Below are 18,346 nucleotides of genomic sequence, written 5' to 3' on the forward strand. Positions count from 1 at the left end.
GGCACGTCGGGCCGGCGCGTTCCGCCCTCGGCGAGGGGCACGACGACGGCGCGGCTCAGTGCGCACCCGGGCCCCACGTCGCGCGGAAGTACTGCCGGGCCATGGGGGCCTGCTCCGCGCTCGCCCCCAGCTCGAGGGCCGCCTCGACCGGCCAGTTCGGGTTCGCGAGGGCCGCCCGCCCCACGCACACGGCGTCCGCCGCGCCGGAGACGAGCACCTCCTCCACCTCCTGCGGCGTGGTCAGGGAGCCGACGGCGGACACCACCATCCGCTGCGTCCCCTCCTTCACCGCCCGCGCCAGGGGCACCTGGTAGCCCGGGCCCTTGGGGCCGTGGTACCGGTCGCCCAGGCCCGCGGAGGAGACGTCCATCCAGTGCACGCCCTCCTCCTCGAGGATCCGGGCCAGGCGCACCGTCTCCTCGATGCCCCAGCCCTCCTCCACCCAGTCGGAGCCGGAGATCCGCACGCCCAGGATCTTGTCCGCGGGCCACACCTCGCGCACGGCCGCCACGAGCTCGCGCAGGAACCGCGTGCGCCCCTCGAAGTCTCCGCCGTACCCGTCCGTGCGGGTGTTGGTCAGCGGGGAGAGGAACTGGTGGATGAGGTAGCCGTGTGCGGCGTGCAGCTGCACGGCGCCGAACCCGGCCTCGTCCGCGCGACGGGCGGCGTCCGCGAAGGCGCGCACGGTGCCCGCGACGTCCTGCTCGGTCATGGCGCGCACGTTCGCCGGCATCGAGGTGGCGGGCACGCCCGAGGGCGAGAGGGTCGCCCACGCGTCGGGGCCCTCCATGATCGGCTCGCCCGCGGGCACGCCCGGGTGCATGGGCACGGTGGAGGCCTTCGCTCCGGCGTGGCCCAGCTGGACCGCGGGCACCGCGCCCTCGGCGGCGACGTACGCGGCGATCGGCGCCCACGCGTCCCGCTGCTCGTCGTTCCACAGGCCGGTGTCCCACGCGGAGATGCGCCCCTCGGGCGTCACCGCCGTCGCCTCCGCCACCACGATCCCGAAGCCGCCCGCAGCCCGTGCCCCCAGGTGCTGGAAGTGCCAGCCGTGGGGGACGCCGTCGCGGGCCTCGCACGCGTACATGCACATGGGCGGCAGGATCAGGCGGTTGCGCACCTCGACGCCGTTGATCGTCAGCGGCTCGAGGATCGCGGGCAGGGCGGGAGAGGTCGCGTCGGTCATGGCCTCACCTTACGAGGGCCCCCGGACCCCGGACCCCGGAGGCCGTGCGGCGCCGCCTCGCTACCCTGGCGGCATGCCCTCCTACCGCACCCGTCTGCAGATCGGCGACCTCCGCCCCGGCCATCGCCCCGAGGAGGTCATGGACCTCGCCGAGGCCGCCGTGCAGGCCACGCACGTGCTCGCCGCGAAGGACGTCGAGGTCGTCTCCCGAGTGCCGCGCATCGTGCTGCGCTTCACCGTCCCCGCCTCGCACCGCGCGGGGGAGGACGCCGAGGCCGTGGGCGTCGGCGCGCGGATGGCGGAGGCGGTGTCCGGCGTCGCCGTCACGGGGCGCCTGGACGTCCTGCGGCGAGACGGCGGCCGCTGGGTCCCGGTGCACGCCGCGCCGTGAGGGTGACGCGCCCTGAGCACACGGGGGACACCGCGCTGCGCCGTCGACCGGCCGCGCGACGCCGGTCGGGGCTCAGGGGGTGAGGCCCGCGTCCCGCTCCACCTGGCGCACCCACGAGCGGCGCACGGCGACGGCGAGCACGAGGGCGAGGGCCCCGAACACGGCGGTGAGGCCGACCCAGGCGCTCTGCTCGGCACCGAGCGGGGGCGGCAGCAGGCGCGGGAGGCCGAGGTTCAGCAGGGTCCAGCCCATGCCCAGCGCGACCCCCATGCGGCCGCGATCCGTCAGCGCCAGGTGCAGGCCGAGGACCAGCACGGCCAGCAGCAGGAGGGTGGCGAAGAGCTCAGTGGGGAACCACGTCAGGGCCACGCCCCACGCGTTCAGCGCCGAGCCCAGCGTGGTGGGCAGGCCGGCCAGCAGGACACCGGCGAGCAGACCGGCGGCGCCGTCGGTGACCACCCGCTCCGCGCCCGTGCGCGCGGGCCGGTCCGTGAGACGCCGGATCACGCGCACCATCAGCGCCAGGGCCACCAGCCACACCAGCACCTCGAGCCCCCACGGGACGAGCACGGCGAGCGGGAACCACGTGCTGACGGCCAGGAGCGCGCCGGCCAGGGGCCAGCCGACCTCCCGCTGCCGTGAGGAGGCCGCCTGCCCGGGGGCCCACTGGTGGAGCACGTGCACACCCACCGCCGCCCACAGCCCCGGCCACACGAGCGGGTGCAGCGGATACAGGGAGAAGACGGTGGTGGTGAAGCCGTAGCGGCCGTCGTGTGCGGCGCGGTAGGAGCCGAAGTCCAGGGCGTCCAGCCCGGGGAGGCGGCCGAACAGGCCCAGGCCCCACGCGCCGGCGAGCACGAACACCAGCCACGCGAGCGTCAGGCCGGCCTGCCGCCGGCGGTCCTTGGCCGTCGCCGCGCGGCGCGGCTCGGGCGCACCCAGGGGCGCAGTGTAGGACGGGATCAGGGGGATCGCCGCGGTCGTGGGGCCGTCGGGTGCCGGCGCAGGAGCGGCCGCCGAGCGGATGGCCTCGGCCTTCGTGCTCAGGCGGTCCCGGCGGCGCCACTCGGGCAGCGCGACGCGGGCGCGGGCGAACAGCTCCTCGTCCGTCACGTCCTCGTCCGGGTGGGCGAGGAAGGGCCGCTGGGACGCCACGGGGATGATCTCCGGGCCCTCGAGCTCGCGCGCCGCCCGGTAGAGGGCCTGCGACTCCCGGTCCTGGTGGGCGCGCAGCCGGCTCGCCTCCTCGAGGGCCTGCTGGTCGCCCAGGTGGCGCTCGCGGTCGGCGAGCAGGCGAGCCTGGCTCAGGGCGCGGTCCGCGGAGTGCCCGGCGTAGCGGCGCGCGCGCTCGATCGAGCGCCGGCGCGCCTCCTCCGCCTCCCGGCCCAGACGCTCCTCCTCCGCGCGGCGGCGGCGGCGCTCGGCCTCCTCGGCGGCCGCGGCGTCCTGGCGGGCGCGCTCGCGCTCGTCGGCCTCGCGGCGCAGGCGTTCGGCCTCCACGCGTGCCGCGTGGCGCCGGCGCTCCTCCTCCGCCAGGAGCCGGGCGTGCTCGGCCTCGGCGCGCCGGCGCTCACGCTCGGCGGCCTCCGCCTCCTCCCGGGCGCGACGCTCGGCCTGGACGCGGGCGCGCTCGGCGGCCACCTCCGCCTCGCGGCGGCGCCTCTCCTCCCGCTCCTGGCGGTGGCGGGCGGCCTCCTCGGCCTGGCGGGCCTTCTGCTCGGCGCTCGCGCGGCGCTGGCGCTCGGCCTCCCGCTGCCGGCGGGCCCGCTGCTCCCCCTTGCGGCGGCGGGCGAGCTCGGCGGCGCGGCGACGGCGCTCCTGCTCCTCGGCCTTCTCCAGCGCCAGGGCCTCGGCCGCGCGCCCGGGGTCGACCGTCGGGGCCGCCTCGGGCTCCACCGGGCGGTGGCCGAGGGTCCCCACGAGGGGCGTGGTGAAGCGGGCGAGGTCCTGGCCGCCGATCCGGTCGAGGATGGCACGCAGGTCTCCGTGGGAGCGCTGGCCCGCCGGCGAGCCCTCCGCGCGCAGGCTGTCCATGGCGGCGTTGACGTCCGCGCGGCGGCCCTCACGAGTGGTGCGCTGGGCGGGCGTCTCCGGGCGCGTCGGCGTGCCGCGCAGGGCGCGCGCGTGGCGCTTGATCTGCCGGCGGGAGATCTCCCCGGGGGCGGCGAGCGCGTGCCGCGGGCGCGAGCGAGGGCTCTCGGAGGACTCCGCGGGCTCGGGAGACGCGCCGGTCATGCTGCCCCCTTCCCGGATCGTCGGCGCCATGCCACGATCCCCGCGATGATCATCCCTGCAAGGGTACCCAACGCCACCCCCACCAGTGCCGACGCCCACCAGGGGAGCCCGGTGGTCTGACCGGACACCCACCCGAGCCCCACCATGTAGACGCTCCAGGTCAGCGAGCCGAGGCCGGAGAGCCACAGGAACACGGGCCACCGGATGCCCGCGATCCCCGCCGCGGCCATGGAGGCGGTGCGCCCGCCGGAGACGAACCGCAGCACGAACAGCCCCGCGAGGCCCGTGGCCGGCCCGGCCTTGACCAGCAGGGAGCGGATCCCGCGGTGCACCCAGCGGCCCCACGCCCAGCGGTCGAGGCGTCTGGCCAGCCCGTGCCGGAAGAGCGCGTACAGGCCGATGTCGCCCGCCCAGCAGCCGAGCCACGCGGCGAGGACGGACGCCCACAGGCTGACCCGGCCCGCCAGCGCGAGCGAGCCCGAGCCGATCACCAGGATCTCCGACGGCACCGGCGGGACGGGCGCGTCGAGGGCCACGAGCAGCGCCGTGAGCGGGTGGAACCACGCGCCGAGGCGGTCCAGGAGGTCCGCGGGTCCGGTCTCCGCGGAGGCCGCCGCCAGGGCGGTCATGGCCGTCATCGCGGACGCTCCTGGAGCTGTGCCGGGGAGGCGAAGGTGCGCGGCTCGCCCGTGACCGGGTCGGTGAAGCTCAGGGACCGAGAGAGCAGCTGGAGCGGGCGGGCGAGGTCGTCCGGCGCGGCGTCCAGCAGCTCGGGGTAGAACGGGTCGAAGGCGATGCCCAGGCCCAGCGACGCGAGGTGGATCCGCAGCTGGTGCGTCCGCCCCGTGCGCGGGGTGAGCCCGAGGTGCACCACACGCCGCCCCGCGAGCATGCCCGCCGAGCGTCCGACGCCCAGCACCTCCACGCGCGTCTCCGCGTTGGCCCCGGCGTGGGCCACGTTCGACTTCTTCGTGCGCACCGGCGCCCCGGCGGCCCGGCCCGAGGCCGCCGCCGGGATCTCCTCGACCACCGACCGCAGGATCCCCCTGTCCTTGCGGATGCGGCTGCGGATGGTCAGGGGGAACCGCGTGAGGCGGGGGTCGTCGTCGGGGCGGGCCGCGTCGTCGTCGGGGTCCGCGGGCGACTCCGGGAGCACGGCGACCGCCTCGTACCGCTTGGCCACCGCGCGCCGCTCGAAGAGCAGGTGGTAGGCGCCGCGCGTGGCGGGGTTGGCGGAGAACATGACGACGCCGGCCGTCGCCCGGTCGAGGCGGTGCAGGGGCACGAGGTCGTCGAGGCCGAGCTCGTTGCGCAGGCGGACCAGCGCGGTCTCCTGGATGAAGCGCCCGCCCGGCGTGGTGGGCAGGAAGTGGGGCTTGTGGATCACCACGAGGTGCTCGTCCGCGTGGAGGATCTCGTGGGCGACCGGCAGGGGCTGCTCGTCCGGCAGATCGCGGTAGTACCAGAGGTCCTCGTGCGCGCCGAGCGGGGTGTCCGCGGGGATGGGCGCGCCGTCCACGGCCACGACCTCGCCCGCCGCGAAGCGCCGCCGGATGCCGTCCGGGTCCACGTGGCCGAAGCGGTCCAGCACGTACTCCTGCACGCTCGCCCAGGGCCCGGAGGAGGGCAGGCGCAGTCGGGTCGCGTTGACGCCGTCGCGCAGGGGAAGGGGGGAGGTCACGGCCACGGCCCCATCATTCCAGGCCGGGTGGACGGGCCCGCGCAGTCAGCCCTTCACGGGGGAGCCGGTGCCGGTGGTCTCGTCGCCGCTCTCGGGGGAGCGGTCGCGCGGGCCCAGCACCACGACCTCGTCGGCCGGCTCAGCCTTTCCGAACACCTCGCGCGCCGGGACGTGCCCGCCGACGTCGACGATGACCGTGTCCAGCACCGCGCCGGAGGGGACCGTGGCGTCGCCGAGGAGAAGGGATCCGCGCACCGTGGCGCCGGCCTCGACCACCACGCCCGGGCCGACCACGGAGTCCACGACCTCGCCCGCGATGCGGCAGCCCGGGCCGAGCAGTGAGCCGGTGACTCGCGCGTCGGGGGCCACCCACGCCGGGGGCGACTGGCGTGCGTTGGTGAGCAGCGGCCAGCCCTCGGCGGTGAGGTCCAGCCCGGTGCCGTCGAGGATCTCGCGGTGGGCCCGGAAGAACGCGTCGAGCGTGCCGATGTCCCGCCAGTAGCCCTCGAGGCGGTGCTCGCGGACCCGCCCGCGGTCCACGAACGCGGGGATGATGCTCTCCCCGTAGTCGCCGAGCGAGCCGCCGACCGGATCGCCGTCCTCGTCGGTCTCGCCGTCCTCCTTGGTGCCGGCCTCGTCCTCGGCGGCCAGGAGCTCGCCCACCACCTCGGAGAGCGCCGCGACGTCGAACACGAACACCTCCGTGGCCACGAGCGAGCCCTCGGGGTCCTCGGGCTTGTAGTCGTAGGCGGTGACGGCGCCGTCGTCGTCGGCCTGGACCACGCCGAAGCGGGAGGGGTCCTCGTCCGTCCGGGTGGTCACGACGGTGAGCTCCGCGCCCGAGGCCGCGTGCTCGGCCAGCACGGGGCGCAGGTCCAGCTGGTAGAGGTGGTCCGCGGACATCACGACGACGGTGCTCGCCCCGAACTGCTCGAGGACGGGCACCTGCTGGGCGATCGCGTGGCCGTTGCCGCGGGAGAAGCCCTCTTCGGCGCGGCCCTGCGCGGGAGGCAGGATCCGCAGGCCGTGGCGCGTGCCGTCGAGGTCCCAGGGGCGGCCGCCGGCCAGGTGCTGGTTCAGCGTGAACGGGCGGTACTGCTCCACGATCCACACGTCCTGCAGCCCCGAGTGCGCGAGGTTGGACAGCGCGACGTCGATCAGCCGGTACTGGCCCGCGAGCGGGACCATCGGCTTGGCACGGGCCTGCGTCAGCGGCATGAGACGCCCGCCGGTGCCGCCGGCGAGCACGAGCGCGACCGTGGCGCCCTCCGGGTCCTGGGGAAACGGGTCAGCCATGTGACCACCGTAGTCACCACTGGCAGTTCGGGCACCACCACAGCTGCCGCTCGGCGTCCTCGGGGGAACCGTAGTCCTCCTTGCGCACGCGCCCGCCGCAGCGCAGGCACGGGAAGCGATCGTGGCCGTAGACCCAGTAGCTCGGCTGCCGGCCGCGAGGCGGTCCGTCGAGGACCTCGATCGCGAACGGCCGGGACTCGTTGCGGCGGACATGCGTCGTGGCCCGCTGTGAACCGATCACCGGCGACGCCGGCGGGACGTTGGCGCGCAGCAGGTCCCCGGCCAGCAGGACGAGTCCCGGGACGTCGTCGACCTCGCCGATCGGGCGGTGGGGGTCGATCCCGGCGAGCAGCAGCGTCTCGCAGCGGTAGATGTTGCCGATCCCGGAGACGAGGCGCTGGTCCAGCAGGGCCAGCCCCACGGGACGCCCGGGCCGCTCGGTCAGGCGGCGCACGCCCTCGGCGAGCAGTGCCGCGGCGGTGGCGGGGTCGGCCCACCCGGGGTCGAGCAGGTCGGGGCCCAGGTGGCCCACCACCGTGTGCTCGCGATCCGTGCGGACGAGCTCGAGCAGGCCCAGCTGCGCGCCGATCACGCGGTGCTCGTCCGTCTCCAGCACGCACCGCACCTGCCACGCGGGCGCGCCCCAGGGCGCGTCGAGGCCGGAGTCGAGCCAGCGCCCCTCCATCTTCAGGTGGGAGATCAGTGTGAGGGGCGCGGCGCCGTCGTCCTCGGCGGGTGGCGTGAGCCGCATCAGCAGGTACTTGGCCAGCGGCCGCACCTCGGCCACCGTCCACTCCTCGAGGCGCGCGGTGGCGTGCCGGGGCACGCGCAGGTCAGCATGCCGCAGCACCCGTCCCGCGAGCAGGGGGCGCAGGCGGTGCGCGGCGCGGACGAGGGAGTCGCCCTCGGGCATGTCAGGCCACCGCCACGACGGCGGCGCTCACACCGCGTTGAGCTGCCACGTCACGCCGAAGCGGTCGGCCACCCACGCGAAGCGGCGGGAGAAGCCGTAGTCGTCCGGGGGCATGAGGTCGGCGCCGCCGCCGGAGACGAGGGCGTCGTGGATCGCGTTCACCGCCGTGGGGTCCGGCAGCTCCACGAAGAGGCTGATCGAGGGGGTGAAGGAGAAGCCGTGCGGGGTGAACGAGTCGAAGAAGCGCAGCCGCTGGCCCGCGATCTCGAGCTCGCCGTGCGAGACCTTGCCCGCCCACTCGGCGCCGCGGGGCGTCGAGTCGTCGAACAGGTCGCGGCGGACCTCGGTGACTGGCAGGTGCTCCACGAACACGGTGAGGTAGGCGTCCATGGCGGCGCCGGCGTCCCCCTCGAACATGAGGAACGGCGTCACGGAGGGCTCGGAGGGGTGCGGCATGGACTCGCCGAGGAGCTCGGCCTCGGGGTCGGCGCCGAACGGGCCGTCCGGCTCGGACGGGGCCACGGGATCCGTGCCGGCCAGTCCGCTCGCGGGGTCGTGCGTCAGGGTGTCCTCGGCGGTGCTCGGGTTCTCGCTCATGGGCGCGAACCTACCCGGCGCCGCCCGGTGCTGTCGTGCGCCCGCCGCCCGAGCCGCCACGCCTCCCGCGTGACGCCATGATGACGCGCCGCGGCTGCGGTGGGGCCTCCCCACGACGGCCTGCCTCAGCTGCGGTACCGGATGCCCGACGGCGACGAGTAGAACCCCGCGTCGAGCATCGCCCCGGAGAGGGGCGTCCCGAGGATGGGCGCGCCGTTGACCTTCTCGAGGCTCAGCCGCTCCGTCCTCCCGGTGCGCAGCGCCCACACGAGCGCCGCCGCGGCGGCCCGCAACTCCGCGGCGTGCTCCGTGAAGCACAGCAGGGTCTTGCCGCCGCGCTCCATGTACAGCACCAGCCGGCCGCGGATCAGCACGACGACGGCGCCCGCCTTCCGGCCCGGCCGGTGCCCCGTGGGGACCACCCCGCCCGGGCCCGGCGGCACCGAGGGCCAGTCGAGGGCCGCGCCGTAGGGGTTCGCGGGATCGGTGGCCGCGAGCGCCAGCGCCGGTGGGTCCGGCTCCTCCGGCCGGGCATGGGGGTTGACGGCCGGGCGGCCGGGCGGCGGTCCGAGCGGGCTGACCCAGCCAGAGGGCGGACCGCCGATCGCGCCGGGACCGTCCGCGCCGTCGTCGTCCCCGCCCTCCTCCTGCGCGCGCTGGAAGCCGCGCAGCCGGTCCACCACGGCGCCCGTGGAGAACTGGGCGCCGCCGAGGCCCTCCACGAAGTGGCCGCGGCGCACCTGGCCGGCGTCCTCCATGCGGGTGAGCAGCTGGTACTGCCCCGCGAAGCCGCCGGGCACCTCCTCGGCCACCACGGAGCCGCGCGTGATCACGCCGTAGCGGTCCAGCAGCAGCTCGGCGGTGGCGTGGGCGCGGACGGTGGGGTCCCGCTCCGCCTCCGGCAGCAGGGACCAGCGGCCGGCCGCGCGCGCCTGCTCCGCGGCGGAGAGCCCGCCCACGCCGGGGGCGATGCCCGCGCTCGCCGACCCCGCCGCGCCGTCGCCGGCTGCGAGGCCCGCGTACCGGCCGCGCCCGCGCACCCCCGCCAGCCGACTGCCCAGCCCGCGGCCCGCACCGCCCGTGCGAGCGGTTCGCGCCCGCGGGGACTGCCTCCCCGTGCGGTGCGCGGTCTTGCCGAGCGAGAGCAGTCCGCGGACGGGGGCGAACGTGTCATTGCCGACCTTGCCCTCCCACACGAGTGCCCACAGGGCCTCGAGCACCGCGGGGCCACGGACCGGCTCAGCCCCCTGTTCGGCACCGAGGGCCAGCACCCTCTCCACGAGCTGCGGGAAGAACCACGCGCCGCCCGAGCCGAGCACCGCGAGGATCCGCTCGCGCAGCGCGGCGTCCGCGGGGGCGGGCCCCTGCTGGGCCTCGGGAAGGCGGAGCGTGAGGTCCACGGCGTCGGCAGGGTGGATCGCCACCCAGCCGTCGTTGCCGGCGGCCTCCGCGGTCCCGGACCACACGTACTCGCCCGTGGAGAGCAGCTCGTCGAGCATCGTGGGCGCGTAGTCCCGCACGCGCGCCGGCAGCACGAGGGACTCCCACGCGCTCGCGGGCAGGGGCATGCCGGCCAGCTGGTCCAGGGCGACGGCCACGCCGTCCACGCCCTCGAGCGACGCCGGGGACGGGTGCCCGGGGCGGGGGCGCAGGTGCTGCCAGTCGGCGAGGAACCGGCCGTAGGCGGCCTGCTCCACCGGCTCCACCTCGGCGCGCAGGGCGGCGAGGGAGCGGCGGCGGATGCGGCGCAGCACCTCGGACTCGCACCACTCGGCGTCCAGGCCCGTCGCGCCGGGCGCGCCGTCCGGGCGGAACGCGCCGGTGCTGACGCGGCGCTCGGAGGCCAGGCGCTGCAGCACCCCCAGCACGACGGCGCCGCCCAGTCCGAGCGCCGCGCCCGCCTCGGCGGCCGTGAAGGGCCCGTGGGTGCGGGCGTAGCGGCCCACGAGGTCGCCGAGGGGATCCTCGACCGGCTCCAGGAACGTGACCGGCACGCCCATGGGGATCGGCACGCCGAGGGCGTCGCGCAGGCGGGCCGCGTCCTCGACCGCCGCGTAGACCTCCCCGCCTTCGCGGCGCAGGCGGAACGCCCGGTTGGCGCGGACGAGCTCGTCCAGCATCCCGGCGACGGCGGCCTCGTGCGCGGCGGAGTCCGGCTCAGACGCGGGTGTCTCACCGGCGGCCGGCTCAGGGTCCGCCGCCCCTGCCTCGACCTCCGGCAGCGTCCGCCGCGCCGCCTCCACCACGGTGAGCGGGCCCACGAGCCGCAGCAGGTCAGCGAGGCCTTCGGCCCCGCGCACGCGCCGGTCCGGGGCGAGCCGCTGCAGCTCCGCCTCGACGCCGGCGATGACGTCCGCGTCCAGGAGCTCCCGCAGCTCCTCCGTGCCGAGCAGCTCGGACAGCAGCGCCGGATCGAGGGACAGGGCCGCCGCGCGGCGCTCGGCCAGGGGGGAGTCGCCCTCGTAGATGAACTGGGCGACGTACCCGAAGAGGATGGACTGAGCGAAGGGCGAGGGCGCCGTCGTCGTGACCTCGACCATGCGGATCGCACGCGACGCGAGGCGGGCGGCGACGTCCTTGAGGGCCGGGAGGTCGTAGACGTCCTGGAGCACCTCGCGGACGGTCTCCAGGATCACCGGGAACTGCGGGAACTTGCGGGCCACGTCCAGCAGCTGGGCGGCGCGCTGGCGCTGCTGCCACAGGGGCGAGCGCCGGCCGGGGTTGCGGCGGGGGAGCAGCAGGGCGCGGGCGGCGTTCTCGCGGAAGCGGGCGGCGAACAGCGCGGATCCGCCGACCTCCGCCGTGACGATCTCGTCCAGCTCCTCCGCCGTGAACTCGAAGAGCTCTGCGCCCGGCGGCTCCGTGTCCATGAGGGGGATGCGCAGGACGATGCCGTCATCGGCGGCCATCGCGGCGCCGGAGCCGGTCTCGAGGCCGTAGCGCTGGGCCAGCCGGGCGCCCACCGCGAGCGCCCAGGGCGCGTGGACGGCCATGCCGAAGGGGGAGTGGAGCACCACGCGCCAGTCGCCGAGCTCGTCCGTGAACCGCTCCACCACGAGGGTCATCTCCGTGGGCAGCGTGCCGGTGGCCTCGCGCTGGTCCTTCAGATAGGCCAGCAGGTTGTCCCGTGCCCAGGGGTCAAGGCCCGCGGCCTCGAGGCGGGCGGGCGCGGACTGCGGGTCCGCGTCCACCTCGCGGCGGAAGCGCCCGACGGCGTCGCCGAGCTCGGCGGGGCGTCCGGCGGCGTCGCCGCGCCAGAACGGGAGCTTGCCCGGCTGGCCGTAGGCGGGGAGCACCAGCACGCGGTCGGCGGTGATGTCCACGATCCGCCATGACGTGGCGCCGAGCAGGATCACGTCGCCCACGCGGGACTCGTAGACCATCTCCTCGTCCAGCTCGCCGACGCGGCGCCCGCCCGAGCGCGCGGAGCCGGCCGAGGACTTCGCCGCGGACTCGCCGGTGTCCCCGTCGGCGGCCGCGCCGTCCCGGCCGCCGCCCGCGCCGGAGGAGTCCGTGGCCAGGAAGACCCCGAACAGGCCGCGGTCCGGGATGGTGCCGCCGGAGGTGACGGCCAGACGCTGGGCGCCGGGGCGGCCGGAGAGCGTGCCCTCCTCGCGGTCCCACAGGATGCGCGGGCGCAGCTCGGCGAACTCGTCCGAGGGGTAGCGGCCGGCGAGCAGGTCCAGCACAGACTCGTAGGCCGAGTGCGGCAGGGCCGAGAACGGGGCGGAGCGGCGCACGAGGTCGAACCAGGCCTCGGCCTCCACGTCCTCGATCGCGACGGCGGCCACCGTCTGCTGGGCCAGGATGTCCAGCGGGTTGGCGGGGACGCGCAGGGACTCGATGCACCCGGCCACCATGCGTTCGGCGACCACGGCGGTGTCGACGAGGTCCCCGCGGTGCTTGGGGAAGAACACGCCGCGGGAGACCTCTCCCACCTGGTGGCCCGCGCGGCCCACGCGCTGCAGGCCCGAGGCCACCGACGGCGGCGACTCCACCTGGATCACCTGGTCCACCGCGCCCATGTCGATGCCGAGCTCGAGCGAGCTCGTGGCCACGACGCAGCGGATCTGCCCGGTCTTCAGCGCCTCCTCCACGATGGCGCGCTGCTCCTTGGAGACGGAGCCGTGGTGGGCGCGGGCGAAGTCGGAGACCGTCCCCGAGCCGGTGCCGGTCTGCCCGGCCACCTGGGCGGGTCCGTGGACCGGGGTGCGCGGCGTCGCGGGGGCCGCGTCCCGCTGCGCCAGCCATCCGGCGACGACGTCGCCCGCCTGGGCCGGCTCGCGGAAGCCCGGGACGGCGTCGGGCAGGTCCGCGGCGGCGGCCGCCTCCTGGCGGGCCTCCCAGATCTCGTTGAGGCGACCCGTGAGACGTTCGGCGAGGCGGCGGGAGTTGGCGAACACCAGGGTGGAGCGGCGCTCGGACACCAGGTCCACGATCCGCTCCTCCACGTGCGGCCAGATGGAGCCGCCCATCGCCGCGCCCCCGTCGGCCCCGCCCGGGGCGCCCGCCGGAGAGGATCCCGGACCCGTGTCCTGGGCACCCGAGGGGGCGGAGAGGTCGGTCATGTCCGGGATGGGGACGCTCACCGCGAGGTCCCACTGCTTGGCCGAGGCGGGCCGCACGATGGTGACCGGCTGCACGCCGCCGAGGAAGCGGGCGACCTCGGAGGCCGGCTCCACCGTGGCGGAGAGGCCGATGCGCTGCACGGGCCTCTCGAGCAGCGCATCGAGGCGCTCGAGGGACACGGCCAGGTGGGCGCCGCGCTTCGTGCCGGCGACGGCGTGCACCTCGTCCACGATCACGGTGCGCACGCCGGCCAGGGCCGAGCGACCCTTCGAGGTGAGCATCAGGAAGAGGGACTCGGGCGTAGTGATGAGGATGTCCGGCGGGTCCTGCAGCAGACGGCGCCGCTCTGCCGCGGGGGTGTCCCCGGACCGCACGCCCACGCGCACCTGCGGCACTGCCCGGCCGAGGGTGCGTGCGGTCTGCGTGATGCCGATCAGCGGGGCACGCAGGTTGCGCTCCACGTCCACGCCGAGCGCCTTGAGCGGGGAGATGTAGAGGACGCGGGTGGCGGAGACCTCCGGGTCCGCGGGCTCGCGCACGAACGAGTCCAGCGCCCAGAGGAAGGAGGAGAGGGTCTTGCCGGAGCCCGTCGGGGCGATCACGAGGGCGTGGCGGCCCGAGGAGATCGCGTCCCACGCGCCCACCTGCGCCGGCGTCGGCCCCTCGAAGGCACCCGTGAACCACGCGCGGGTGGGCTCGCTGAAGCGGGAGAGGACGGCGGCGGTGCTCGGGGCGGGCGTCCCGGCCCCCTCGGTGCCGCTCATGCGTGGTGGTACGGCCGGCCGGCGGAGATCTCCTGCGCGCGGTAGACCTGCTCTGCCAGGATGAGGCGCACGAGCTGGTGCGGGAAGACGAGGCCGGAGAGGGACCACACGCGGTCGGACCGCGCGTGGACGCGCTGGTCCACCCCGTACGCGCCGCCGATCACGAGCGTGACGGGTGCGCCGACGTCGAACTGCGCCCGCAGGTGCCGGGCCAGGCCGGGGGAGTCGAAGCCATTGCCGCGCTCGTCCAGGAGGATCATGTGCTCGTCCCCGCCGACCTTGGCCAGGATGCGGTCCGACTCCTCGGTCCGGGCCGCGTCCTCCTGCCGCGCGGAGTGGGGGAGGAGCTGCCACGTGAGGTCGTAGGGCCTCTTGAGGCGCCGCTCGTAGCGTGCGATCCCGTCCGAGACCCACGCTTCATGCTTCTTGCCGACGGCGAGCACCTTCACTGACATGGGGTCCATGATGGCACCGGGGCCGGACGCGCCAGGCACCCGACCCCGGTCGTACGACCCGGTGACGTCAGTCGACGCGCTGCGTGACCTTCGCCCGCTCGCCGGGTGTGCCGCCCCTGCGGGCCAGGAACATCAGGACGCCGGCGGCAGCGAGCGCGAGGCCGGCCAGGCCCATGAGCACCAGGCCGATGCCGGGGCTGGCGCCGTGGCCGGCCACCCTCCCGATGTTCGCGAAGCCGTCCACCATCAGGAACAGGCCGGTGAGGACAGCCAGGACGCCGGCGGCGATGCGCGCCCACGCCGCTGAGACCAGGAAGGCCGCCACGCACAGGGCGATGGTGAGCAGCAGCAGGGCCAGGATGATCCCGGCCTCGTCCGCGCTCGCCTCCAGGAAGCTCTGGCTGATCCGGCCGCCGAAGAGGCTCACGCTCGCGGCCGGCAGGAAGAGGGCGAGCAGGGACACGAGGGCGGAGGCGACCGCTGCGAGCGGCGCCCACGGGTAGCGCAGGTGAGGGGCACGGCGGTCCAGGGATGAGGCGTTCGCCGGCGGGGTGGGGCCCGCGGCGGGATCGGTGGTGGGGGACAAGGGGGGCCTCCAGGGCGGTGAGGGAGCGGCGGTGACGCCGCGCACTCTAGTGGAGGGCGGGGAACGGCCCGTGAACAGTCTGTGCGCCCGATGTGGGTGCATGACGAAGGCCCCGGTCAGCGCAGGATCACGCGGGACTCGGGGCCTTCACATCTGGCGGTGACGGTGGGATTTGAACCCACGGTACGGGGTTACCGTACACAGCATTTCGAGTGCTGCACCTTCGGCCGCTCGGACACGTCACCAGACTGGGACACTCTACCCGAGCGGCCGCGACGCGCCCAAACCGGCCGCGGGCCGTCGTCGTCGTCGGCCCCGGAGCCGGCCGTGCCCGGCCATCCGCTCATTCCCGGTGCGCGGCGAAGAACCCGCGCAGCAGGGCGGCGGACTCCGCGGCGCGGACGCCGCCGCGCACCTGCACCGTGTGGTTGAAGCGCGGGTCCCGCACCACGTCCAGCACGGAGCCGCACGCGCCCGCCTTGGGATCCCATGCCCCGAACACGACGCGCGGGACGCGGGCGAGCAGCAAGGCCCCCGCGCACATGGGGCAGGGCTCGAGGGTGACCACGAGGGTGGAGTCGGTGAGGCGCCACCCGTCGCCGCCGCCCGAGGCCGCCAGGGCCTCGGCCGCGCGGCGCAGCGCCAGGACCTCGGCGTGGGCGGTGGGGTCGTGGTGCTGCTCGCGCTCGTTGCCCCCCGCCGCGAGGACGGTCCCGTCCCCGGCCACGAGGACCGCGCCGATCGGGACGTCTCCGGCCTCGCCGGCGGCGCGGGCGACCCCGAGGGCCAGGCCCATCCAGGCGTGCTCCTGCGCAGAGGTGGGCGCGGGGGCAGACACGGAGGACACGGAGGAGGGCACGGCTCCAGCGTACGGGGGACGGTAGCGTGGGAGCATGCGCGTTCACGTCGTCGACCACCCCCTCGTCGCCCACAAGCTCACCGTCCTGCGGAAGCGGGAGACCCCCTCGATGATCTTCCGCCAGCTCACCGAGGAGCTGGTGATGCTCCTGGGCTATGAGGCGACGCGCGACGTCGCGGTGGAGCCCGTGACGATCGAGACGCCCGTGACCACGACGACGGGCACCCGCCTGGCCCGCCCGCGTCCCCTCGTGGTGCCCATCCTGCGCGCGGGCCTCGGCATGCTTGAGGGCATGGTCAAGATGGCGCCCTCCGCGGAGGTCGGCTTCCTGGGCATGGCGCGCAACGAGGAGACCCTCGACATCGTCACGTACGCCGAGCGCCTGCCCGCCGACCTGACCGGACGCCACGTCTTCCTCCTGGACCCGATGCTCGCCACGGGCGGGACCCTGGTCGAGGCCATCCGCTTCCTCTACGAGCGCGGTGCGGCACGGGTGACATGCCTCTGCCTGCTTGCGGCGCCGGAGGGCATCGCGCGTCTCGAGGAGTCCCTGGGCGACATGGAGGTGGACCTCTACCTCGCGGCCCTCGACGAACGGCTCAACGAGCGCTCTTACATCGTCCCGGGACTCGGCGACGCGGGAGACCGCCTCTACGGCCTGGCCGAGTGAACCGGCTGCACCGCCGGTCCCGGCGCTGCAGCCCGCTCCCCGAGACCCCCGCTCCGGCGGGGGTCTCGTGCTTTCGGTGACCACCATGTCGAATGTGTCGTCCACCAGATGGACGGGCGGGGGGCGACGTCGGAGGCAACCCGACGTGGGCGATCTGAACTGGGAGCCGGCTGGGAGAAGATGCGGCATACATATGCGATGCCCTCGATGGGGGCGGCGTCGGGTCGAAAATGACACGGCGGGGTTATGCAGGGCGACGAATGGTGATCTCAGACACAAATGGATCCAGAGCGTCCGATATGCGAGACGAATCAATCAGTGTTACTTGCCAGATCGCCGGGCGACGTCACATAGTCGTCATATGACGATCCCGCCCGCGTTCTCGCGAGCAGGCGGGGAACCGACTGAGGAGTGACGGTCATGAGTGAGTCCGCCGGATACGTGCATGTCTCGGTGCGCAACGCGCAGCGCCGGACCCCGGGCCACCGGGTGCGGGGCGCGGCAGGCCGCGGCGACCTCCGCCTCGCCGGGACGCCCGCGCCGGGCCCGCTCCCCGCACAGACCGATCCGACTCCCGTGCTCGCGCCCAACGGCGTCCCCGGTCCCCAGGCGGTGGCCCGGGAGAACGAGGCCCGCGGCTTCGTGATCTACGTGGGCATGGACGAGCTCGCGGCCTCGGCCGCCGGCACCTCGCTCACCCGCCTCGCCAACGAGCTGCGCCACTACGTCGAGTCGCTCGTCCCGGGCTCCCAGTCCCACGCCGCCGTCGCCCTGGCCCCGGCCGGCGCCGAGGGCGACGACCTCGAGGTGGTCCGCCAGGTGCTGGGCGACCCCACCGTGCAGGGCGCCTTGCGCCCCGACCTGGCCCAGGCGCCCGCCCCGGTGTCCACGCGGCAGCCCGGCGTGCTGATCGACCTGTCCCGTCGCGAGGTGCAGCTGGACGGGGAGCCGCTGAACCTCACGTTCAAGGAGTTCGAGCTGCTCAACTACCTCGTGGAGAATGGGGAGCGCACGGTGGGCCGCGACGAGCTGCTCGAGGCGCTGTGGCGCACCTCGGACGAGGTCCCCAACGAGCGCACGATCGACGTCCACATCCGCCGCCTCCGCGCCAAGCTCGGCCGCCTGGCCAACACCGTGCGCACCGTGCGCGGCCAGGGCTACCGCTTCTACCGGCACCCCGAGGTCGTCGTGTGGGCCGCTCCCGAGTACTCCATCTGACCGCGGCGCCATGGGCGGCTCCGACGCGAAGACCCTGATCGTCCTGCGGCATGCCAAGGCCGGCTGGCCCGAGGGGGCGGACGACCACGACCGCCCGCTCGCCGCGCGCGGGCACGAGCAGGCGCCCGCCGCCGGCCGCTGGCTCCGGGAGAACGGGCTCGTCCCGGACGGCATCGTCTGCTCGGACGCCTTGCGCACCCGGCAGACCTGCGTGTGGGTGTGCGAGCAGCTCGGCGAGCTCGCCCCCACCCCCTATCTGGACCGACGGCTCTACGAGGCCGACGCCGCCCGCGCGCTCTCGATCGTCAACGAGACCGAGGAGGGCGTCCGCTGCCTCCTAGTCGTGGGTCACATGCCGTGGGTGCAGAACCTCGGCATGCGCCTCATGAGCCTCGACTCGGACCAGGACGCAGCGCTGGCCATGACGGAGCACTACCCCACGCTGGGGCTGCAGGTCTTCCGGGTCGACAAGCCGTGGGCCGAGCTCGACGGGCGCGACGCCGCCCTCACCCACTTCGTGGTGCCGGGCCGCTGACGCCGCCGGAGCGGGCCCCGACGTCGCTGGACCTCTCGGGGACGACGAAGGCCCCCGCTCTCCGAGGAGCGGGGGCCTTCCCTGTGGTGCGCCCAAAGGGATTCGAACCCCTGACCTTCTGTTCCGTAGACAGACGCTCTATCCAGCTGAGCTATGGGCGCATCTTCCGTTCCGCTGGAGCGGATCGAACTCGTAGAACTATACACACCTTCCCCCGCACGTGCAAAACGGGCCCCGTGGGCGGCCGGGCCGCCCTCGGGTGAGGCCGCCCTGGGCGGCCTCGCCGCAGGCCCCTCGGGTACCATGGCCCCAAGACCGTGCGACCACAACGGCGTGGCGCACCATGATCGGTGTGCACGTCTGTGGTGGGACGGAACGGTACAGGACCCCT

15 protein-coding genes and 2 tRNA genes are annotated in these 18,346 nt (G+C 75.3%); 4 read left to right on the forward strand and 13 right to left on the reverse strand.

All coding sequences use genetic code 11. The features are described from left to right. Window positions 1–55: 55 nt before the first annotated feature. Window positions 56–1,186: an NADH:flavin oxidoreductase/NADH oxidase gene (locus tag KZX60_RS10080; RefSeq protein ID WP_248118055.1), complete on the reverse strand. Its 1,131-nt coding sequence runs from the start codon at window positions 1,184–1,186 to the stop codon at window positions 56–58. 73 nt (window positions 1,187–1,259) lie between these two features. On the opposite strand from KZX60_RS10080, the gene KZX60_RS10085 reads away from it, so the two are divergent. Next, complete coding sequence (locus KZX60_RS10085) at window positions 1,260–1,577, forward strand: hypothetical protein (protein ID WP_248118058.1); 318 nt, start codon at window positions 1,260–1,262, stop codon at window positions 1,575–1,577. Window positions 1,578–1,649: 72 nt separating this feature from the next. Here the strand turns inward: KZX60_RS10085 and KZX60_RS12020 are convergent, their stop codons facing one another. From KZX60_RS12020 to tadA, 11 genes are all read right to left on the reverse strand, one after another. Continuing rightward, window positions 1,650–3,812, reverse strand: coding sequence for a hypothetical protein (locus KZX60_RS12020; protein ID WP_282442795.1), 2,163 nt, complete (start codon window positions 3,810–3,812; stop codon window positions 1,650–1,652). Further along, the gene (locus tag KZX60_RS10095) at window positions 3,809–4,450 is read right to left on the reverse strand and encodes a VTT domain-containing protein (protein ID WP_248118060.1); all 642 of its coding nucleotides are present in this window, start codon (window positions 4,448–4,450) and stop codon (window positions 3,809–3,811) included. Before KZX60_RS10095 ends, KZX60_RS12020 begins: the two co-directional genes overlap by 4 nt. Next, window positions 4,447–5,499 carry a pseudouridine synthase gene (locus KZX60_RS10100; protein ID WP_248118062.1) on the reverse strand — a complete coding sequence of 351 codons (1,053 nt, stop codon included), beginning with the start codon at window positions 5,497–5,499 and terminating at the stop codon, window positions 4,447–4,449. Before KZX60_RS10100 ends, KZX60_RS10095 begins: the two co-directional genes overlap by 4 nt. A gap of 39 nt (window positions 5,500–5,538) precedes the next feature. After that, window positions 5,539–6,789 carry a sugar phosphate nucleotidyltransferase gene (locus KZX60_RS10105; protein ID WP_248118064.1) on the reverse strand — a complete coding sequence of 417 codons (1,251 nt, stop codon included), beginning with the start codon at window positions 6,787–6,789 and terminating at the stop codon, window positions 5,539–5,541. Window positions 6,790–6,802: 13 nt separating this feature from the next. Beyond that, entirely contained in the window at window positions 6,803–7,702 is a 900-nt protein-coding gene (locus tag KZX60_RS10110; RefSeq protein ID WP_248118066.1) for a DNA-formamidopyrimidine glycosylase family protein, read from the reverse strand. A gap of 27 nt (window positions 7,703–7,729) precedes the next feature. Next, window positions 7,730–8,299, reverse strand: a complete 570-nt coding sequence (locus KZX60_RS10115) for a VOC family protein (RefSeq protein WP_248118068.1) — start codon at window positions 8,297–8,299, stop codon at window positions 7,730–7,732. 125 nt (window positions 8,300–8,424) lie between these two features. After that, window positions 8,425–13,632, reverse strand: coding sequence for a DEAD/DEAH box helicase (locus KZX60_RS10120; RefSeq protein WP_248118070.1), 5,208 nt, complete (start codon window positions 13,630–13,632; stop codon window positions 8,425–8,427). After that, window positions 13,629–14,087 (reverse strand): 23S rRNA (pseudouridine(1915)-N(3))-methyltransferase RlmH, encoded by a 459-nt coding sequence (locus tag KZX60_RS10125; protein ID WP_248118072.1) that lies wholly within the window; start codon window positions 14,085–14,087, stop codon window positions 13,629–13,631. Before KZX60_RS10125 ends, KZX60_RS10120 begins: the two co-directional genes overlap by 4 nt. Window positions 14,088–14,154: 67 nt before the next feature. Further along, the gene (locus KZX60_RS10130; RefSeq protein ID WP_248118074.1) at window positions 14,155–14,673 is read right to left on the reverse strand and encodes a hypothetical protein; all 519 of its coding nucleotides are present in this window, start codon (window positions 14,671–14,673) and stop codon (window positions 14,155–14,157) included. A gap of 154 nt (window positions 14,674–14,827) precedes the next feature. After that, window positions 14,828–14,918, reverse strand: a tRNA-Ser gene (locus KZX60_RS10135). Window positions 14,919–15,016: 98 nt separating this feature from the next. Then, a complete protein-coding gene (gene tadA / locus KZX60_RS10140) occupies window positions 15,017–15,568 on the reverse strand; it encodes a tRNA adenosine(34) deaminase TadA (RefSeq protein ID WP_282442796.1) in 552 nt (183 codons plus the stop codon). Here tadA and upp point away from each other — a divergent pair. From upp to KZX60_RS10155, 3 genes are all read left to right on the forward strand, one after another. After that, complete coding sequence (gene upp / locus KZX60_RS10145; protein ID WP_248118076.1) at window positions 15,567–16,202, forward strand: uracil phosphoribosyltransferase; 636 nt, start codon at window positions 15,567–15,569, stop codon at window positions 16,200–16,202. The two genes, tadA and upp, sit on opposite strands and share 2 nt — an antisense overlap. 420 nt (window positions 16,203–16,622) lie before the next feature. Further along, the gene (locus KZX60_RS10150) at window positions 16,623–17,420 is read left to right on the forward strand and encodes a winged helix-turn-helix domain-containing protein (protein WP_248118078.1); all 798 of its coding nucleotides are present in this window, start codon (window positions 16,623–16,625) and stop codon (window positions 17,418–17,420) included. A gap of 10 nt (window positions 17,421–17,430) precedes the next feature. Beyond that, the gene (locus KZX60_RS10155; RefSeq protein WP_248118080.1) at window positions 17,431–17,955 is read left to right on the forward strand and encodes a histidine phosphatase family protein; all 525 of its coding nucleotides are present in this window, start codon (window positions 17,431–17,433) and stop codon (window positions 17,953–17,955) included. A gap of 84 nt (window positions 17,956–18,039) precedes the next feature. On the opposite strand, the gene KZX60_RS10160 is transcribed toward KZX60_RS10155, so the two are convergent. Next, window positions 18,040–18,116 (reverse strand) — tRNA-Arg (locus KZX60_RS10160). Between the last annotated feature and the right edge of the window lie 230 nt (window positions 18,117–18,346).

Origin of the sequence: Micrococcus sp. EYE_212, from assembly GCF_023147585.1 — a bacterium.
Taxonomy (GTDB): domain Bacteria; phylum Actinomycetota; class Actinomycetes; order Actinomycetales; family Micrococcaceae; genus Micrococcus.

Bases quoted from the DNA above. Each gene is read 5' to 3' on its own strand.
- KZX60_RS10125 (WP_248118072.1), bottom strand. From the start codon at position 14,087: ATGTCAGTGAAGGTGCTCGCCGTCGGCAAGAAGCATGAAGCGTGGGTC.
- KZX60_RS10110 (WP_248118066.1), bottom strand. From the start codon at position 7,702: ATGCCCGAGGGCGACTCCCTCGTCCGCGCCGCGCACCGCCTGCGCCCC.
- upp (WP_248118076.1), top strand. From the start codon at position 15,567: ATGCGCGTTCACGTCGTCGACCACCCCCTCGTCGCCCACAAGCTCACC.
- KZX60_RS10150 (WP_248118078.1), top strand. From the start codon at position 16,623: ATGAGTGAGTCCGCCGGATACGTGCATGTCTCGGTGCGCAACGCGCAG.
- KZX60_RS10155 (WP_248118080.1), top strand. From the start codon at position 17,431: ATGGGCGGCTCCGACGCGAAGACCCTGATCGTCCTGCGGCATGCCAAG.
- tadA (WP_282442796.1), bottom strand. From the start codon at position 15,568: ATGCTCCCACGCTACCGTCCCCCGTACGCTGGAGCCGTGCCCTCCTCC.
- KZX60_RS10120 (WP_248118070.1), bottom strand. From the start codon at position 13,632: ATGAGCGGCACCGAGGGGGCCGGGACGCCCGCCCCGAGCACCGCCGCC.
- KZX60_RS10080 (WP_248118055.1), bottom strand. From the start codon at position 1,186: ATGACCGACGCGACCTCTCCCGCCCTGCCCGCGATCCTCGAGCCGCTG.
- KZX60_RS10105 (WP_248118064.1), bottom strand. From the start codon at position 6,789: ATGGCTGACCCGTTTCCCCAGGACCCGGAGGGCGCCACGGTCGCGCTC.
- KZX60_RS10095 (WP_248118060.1), bottom strand. From the start codon at position 4,450: ATGACGGCCATGACCGCCCTGGCGGCGGCCTCCGCGGAGACCGGACCC.
- KZX60_RS12020 (WP_282442795.1), bottom strand. From the start codon at position 3,812: ATGACCGGCGCGTCTCCCGAGCCCGCGGAGTCCTCCGAGAGCCCTCGC.
- KZX60_RS10085 (WP_248118058.1), top strand. From the start codon at position 1,260: ATGCCCTCCTACCGCACCCGTCTGCAGATCGGCGACCTCCGCCCCGGC.
- KZX60_RS10115 (WP_248118068.1), bottom strand. From the start codon at position 8,299: ATGAGCGAGAACCCGAGCACCGCCGAGGACACCCTGACGCACGACCCC.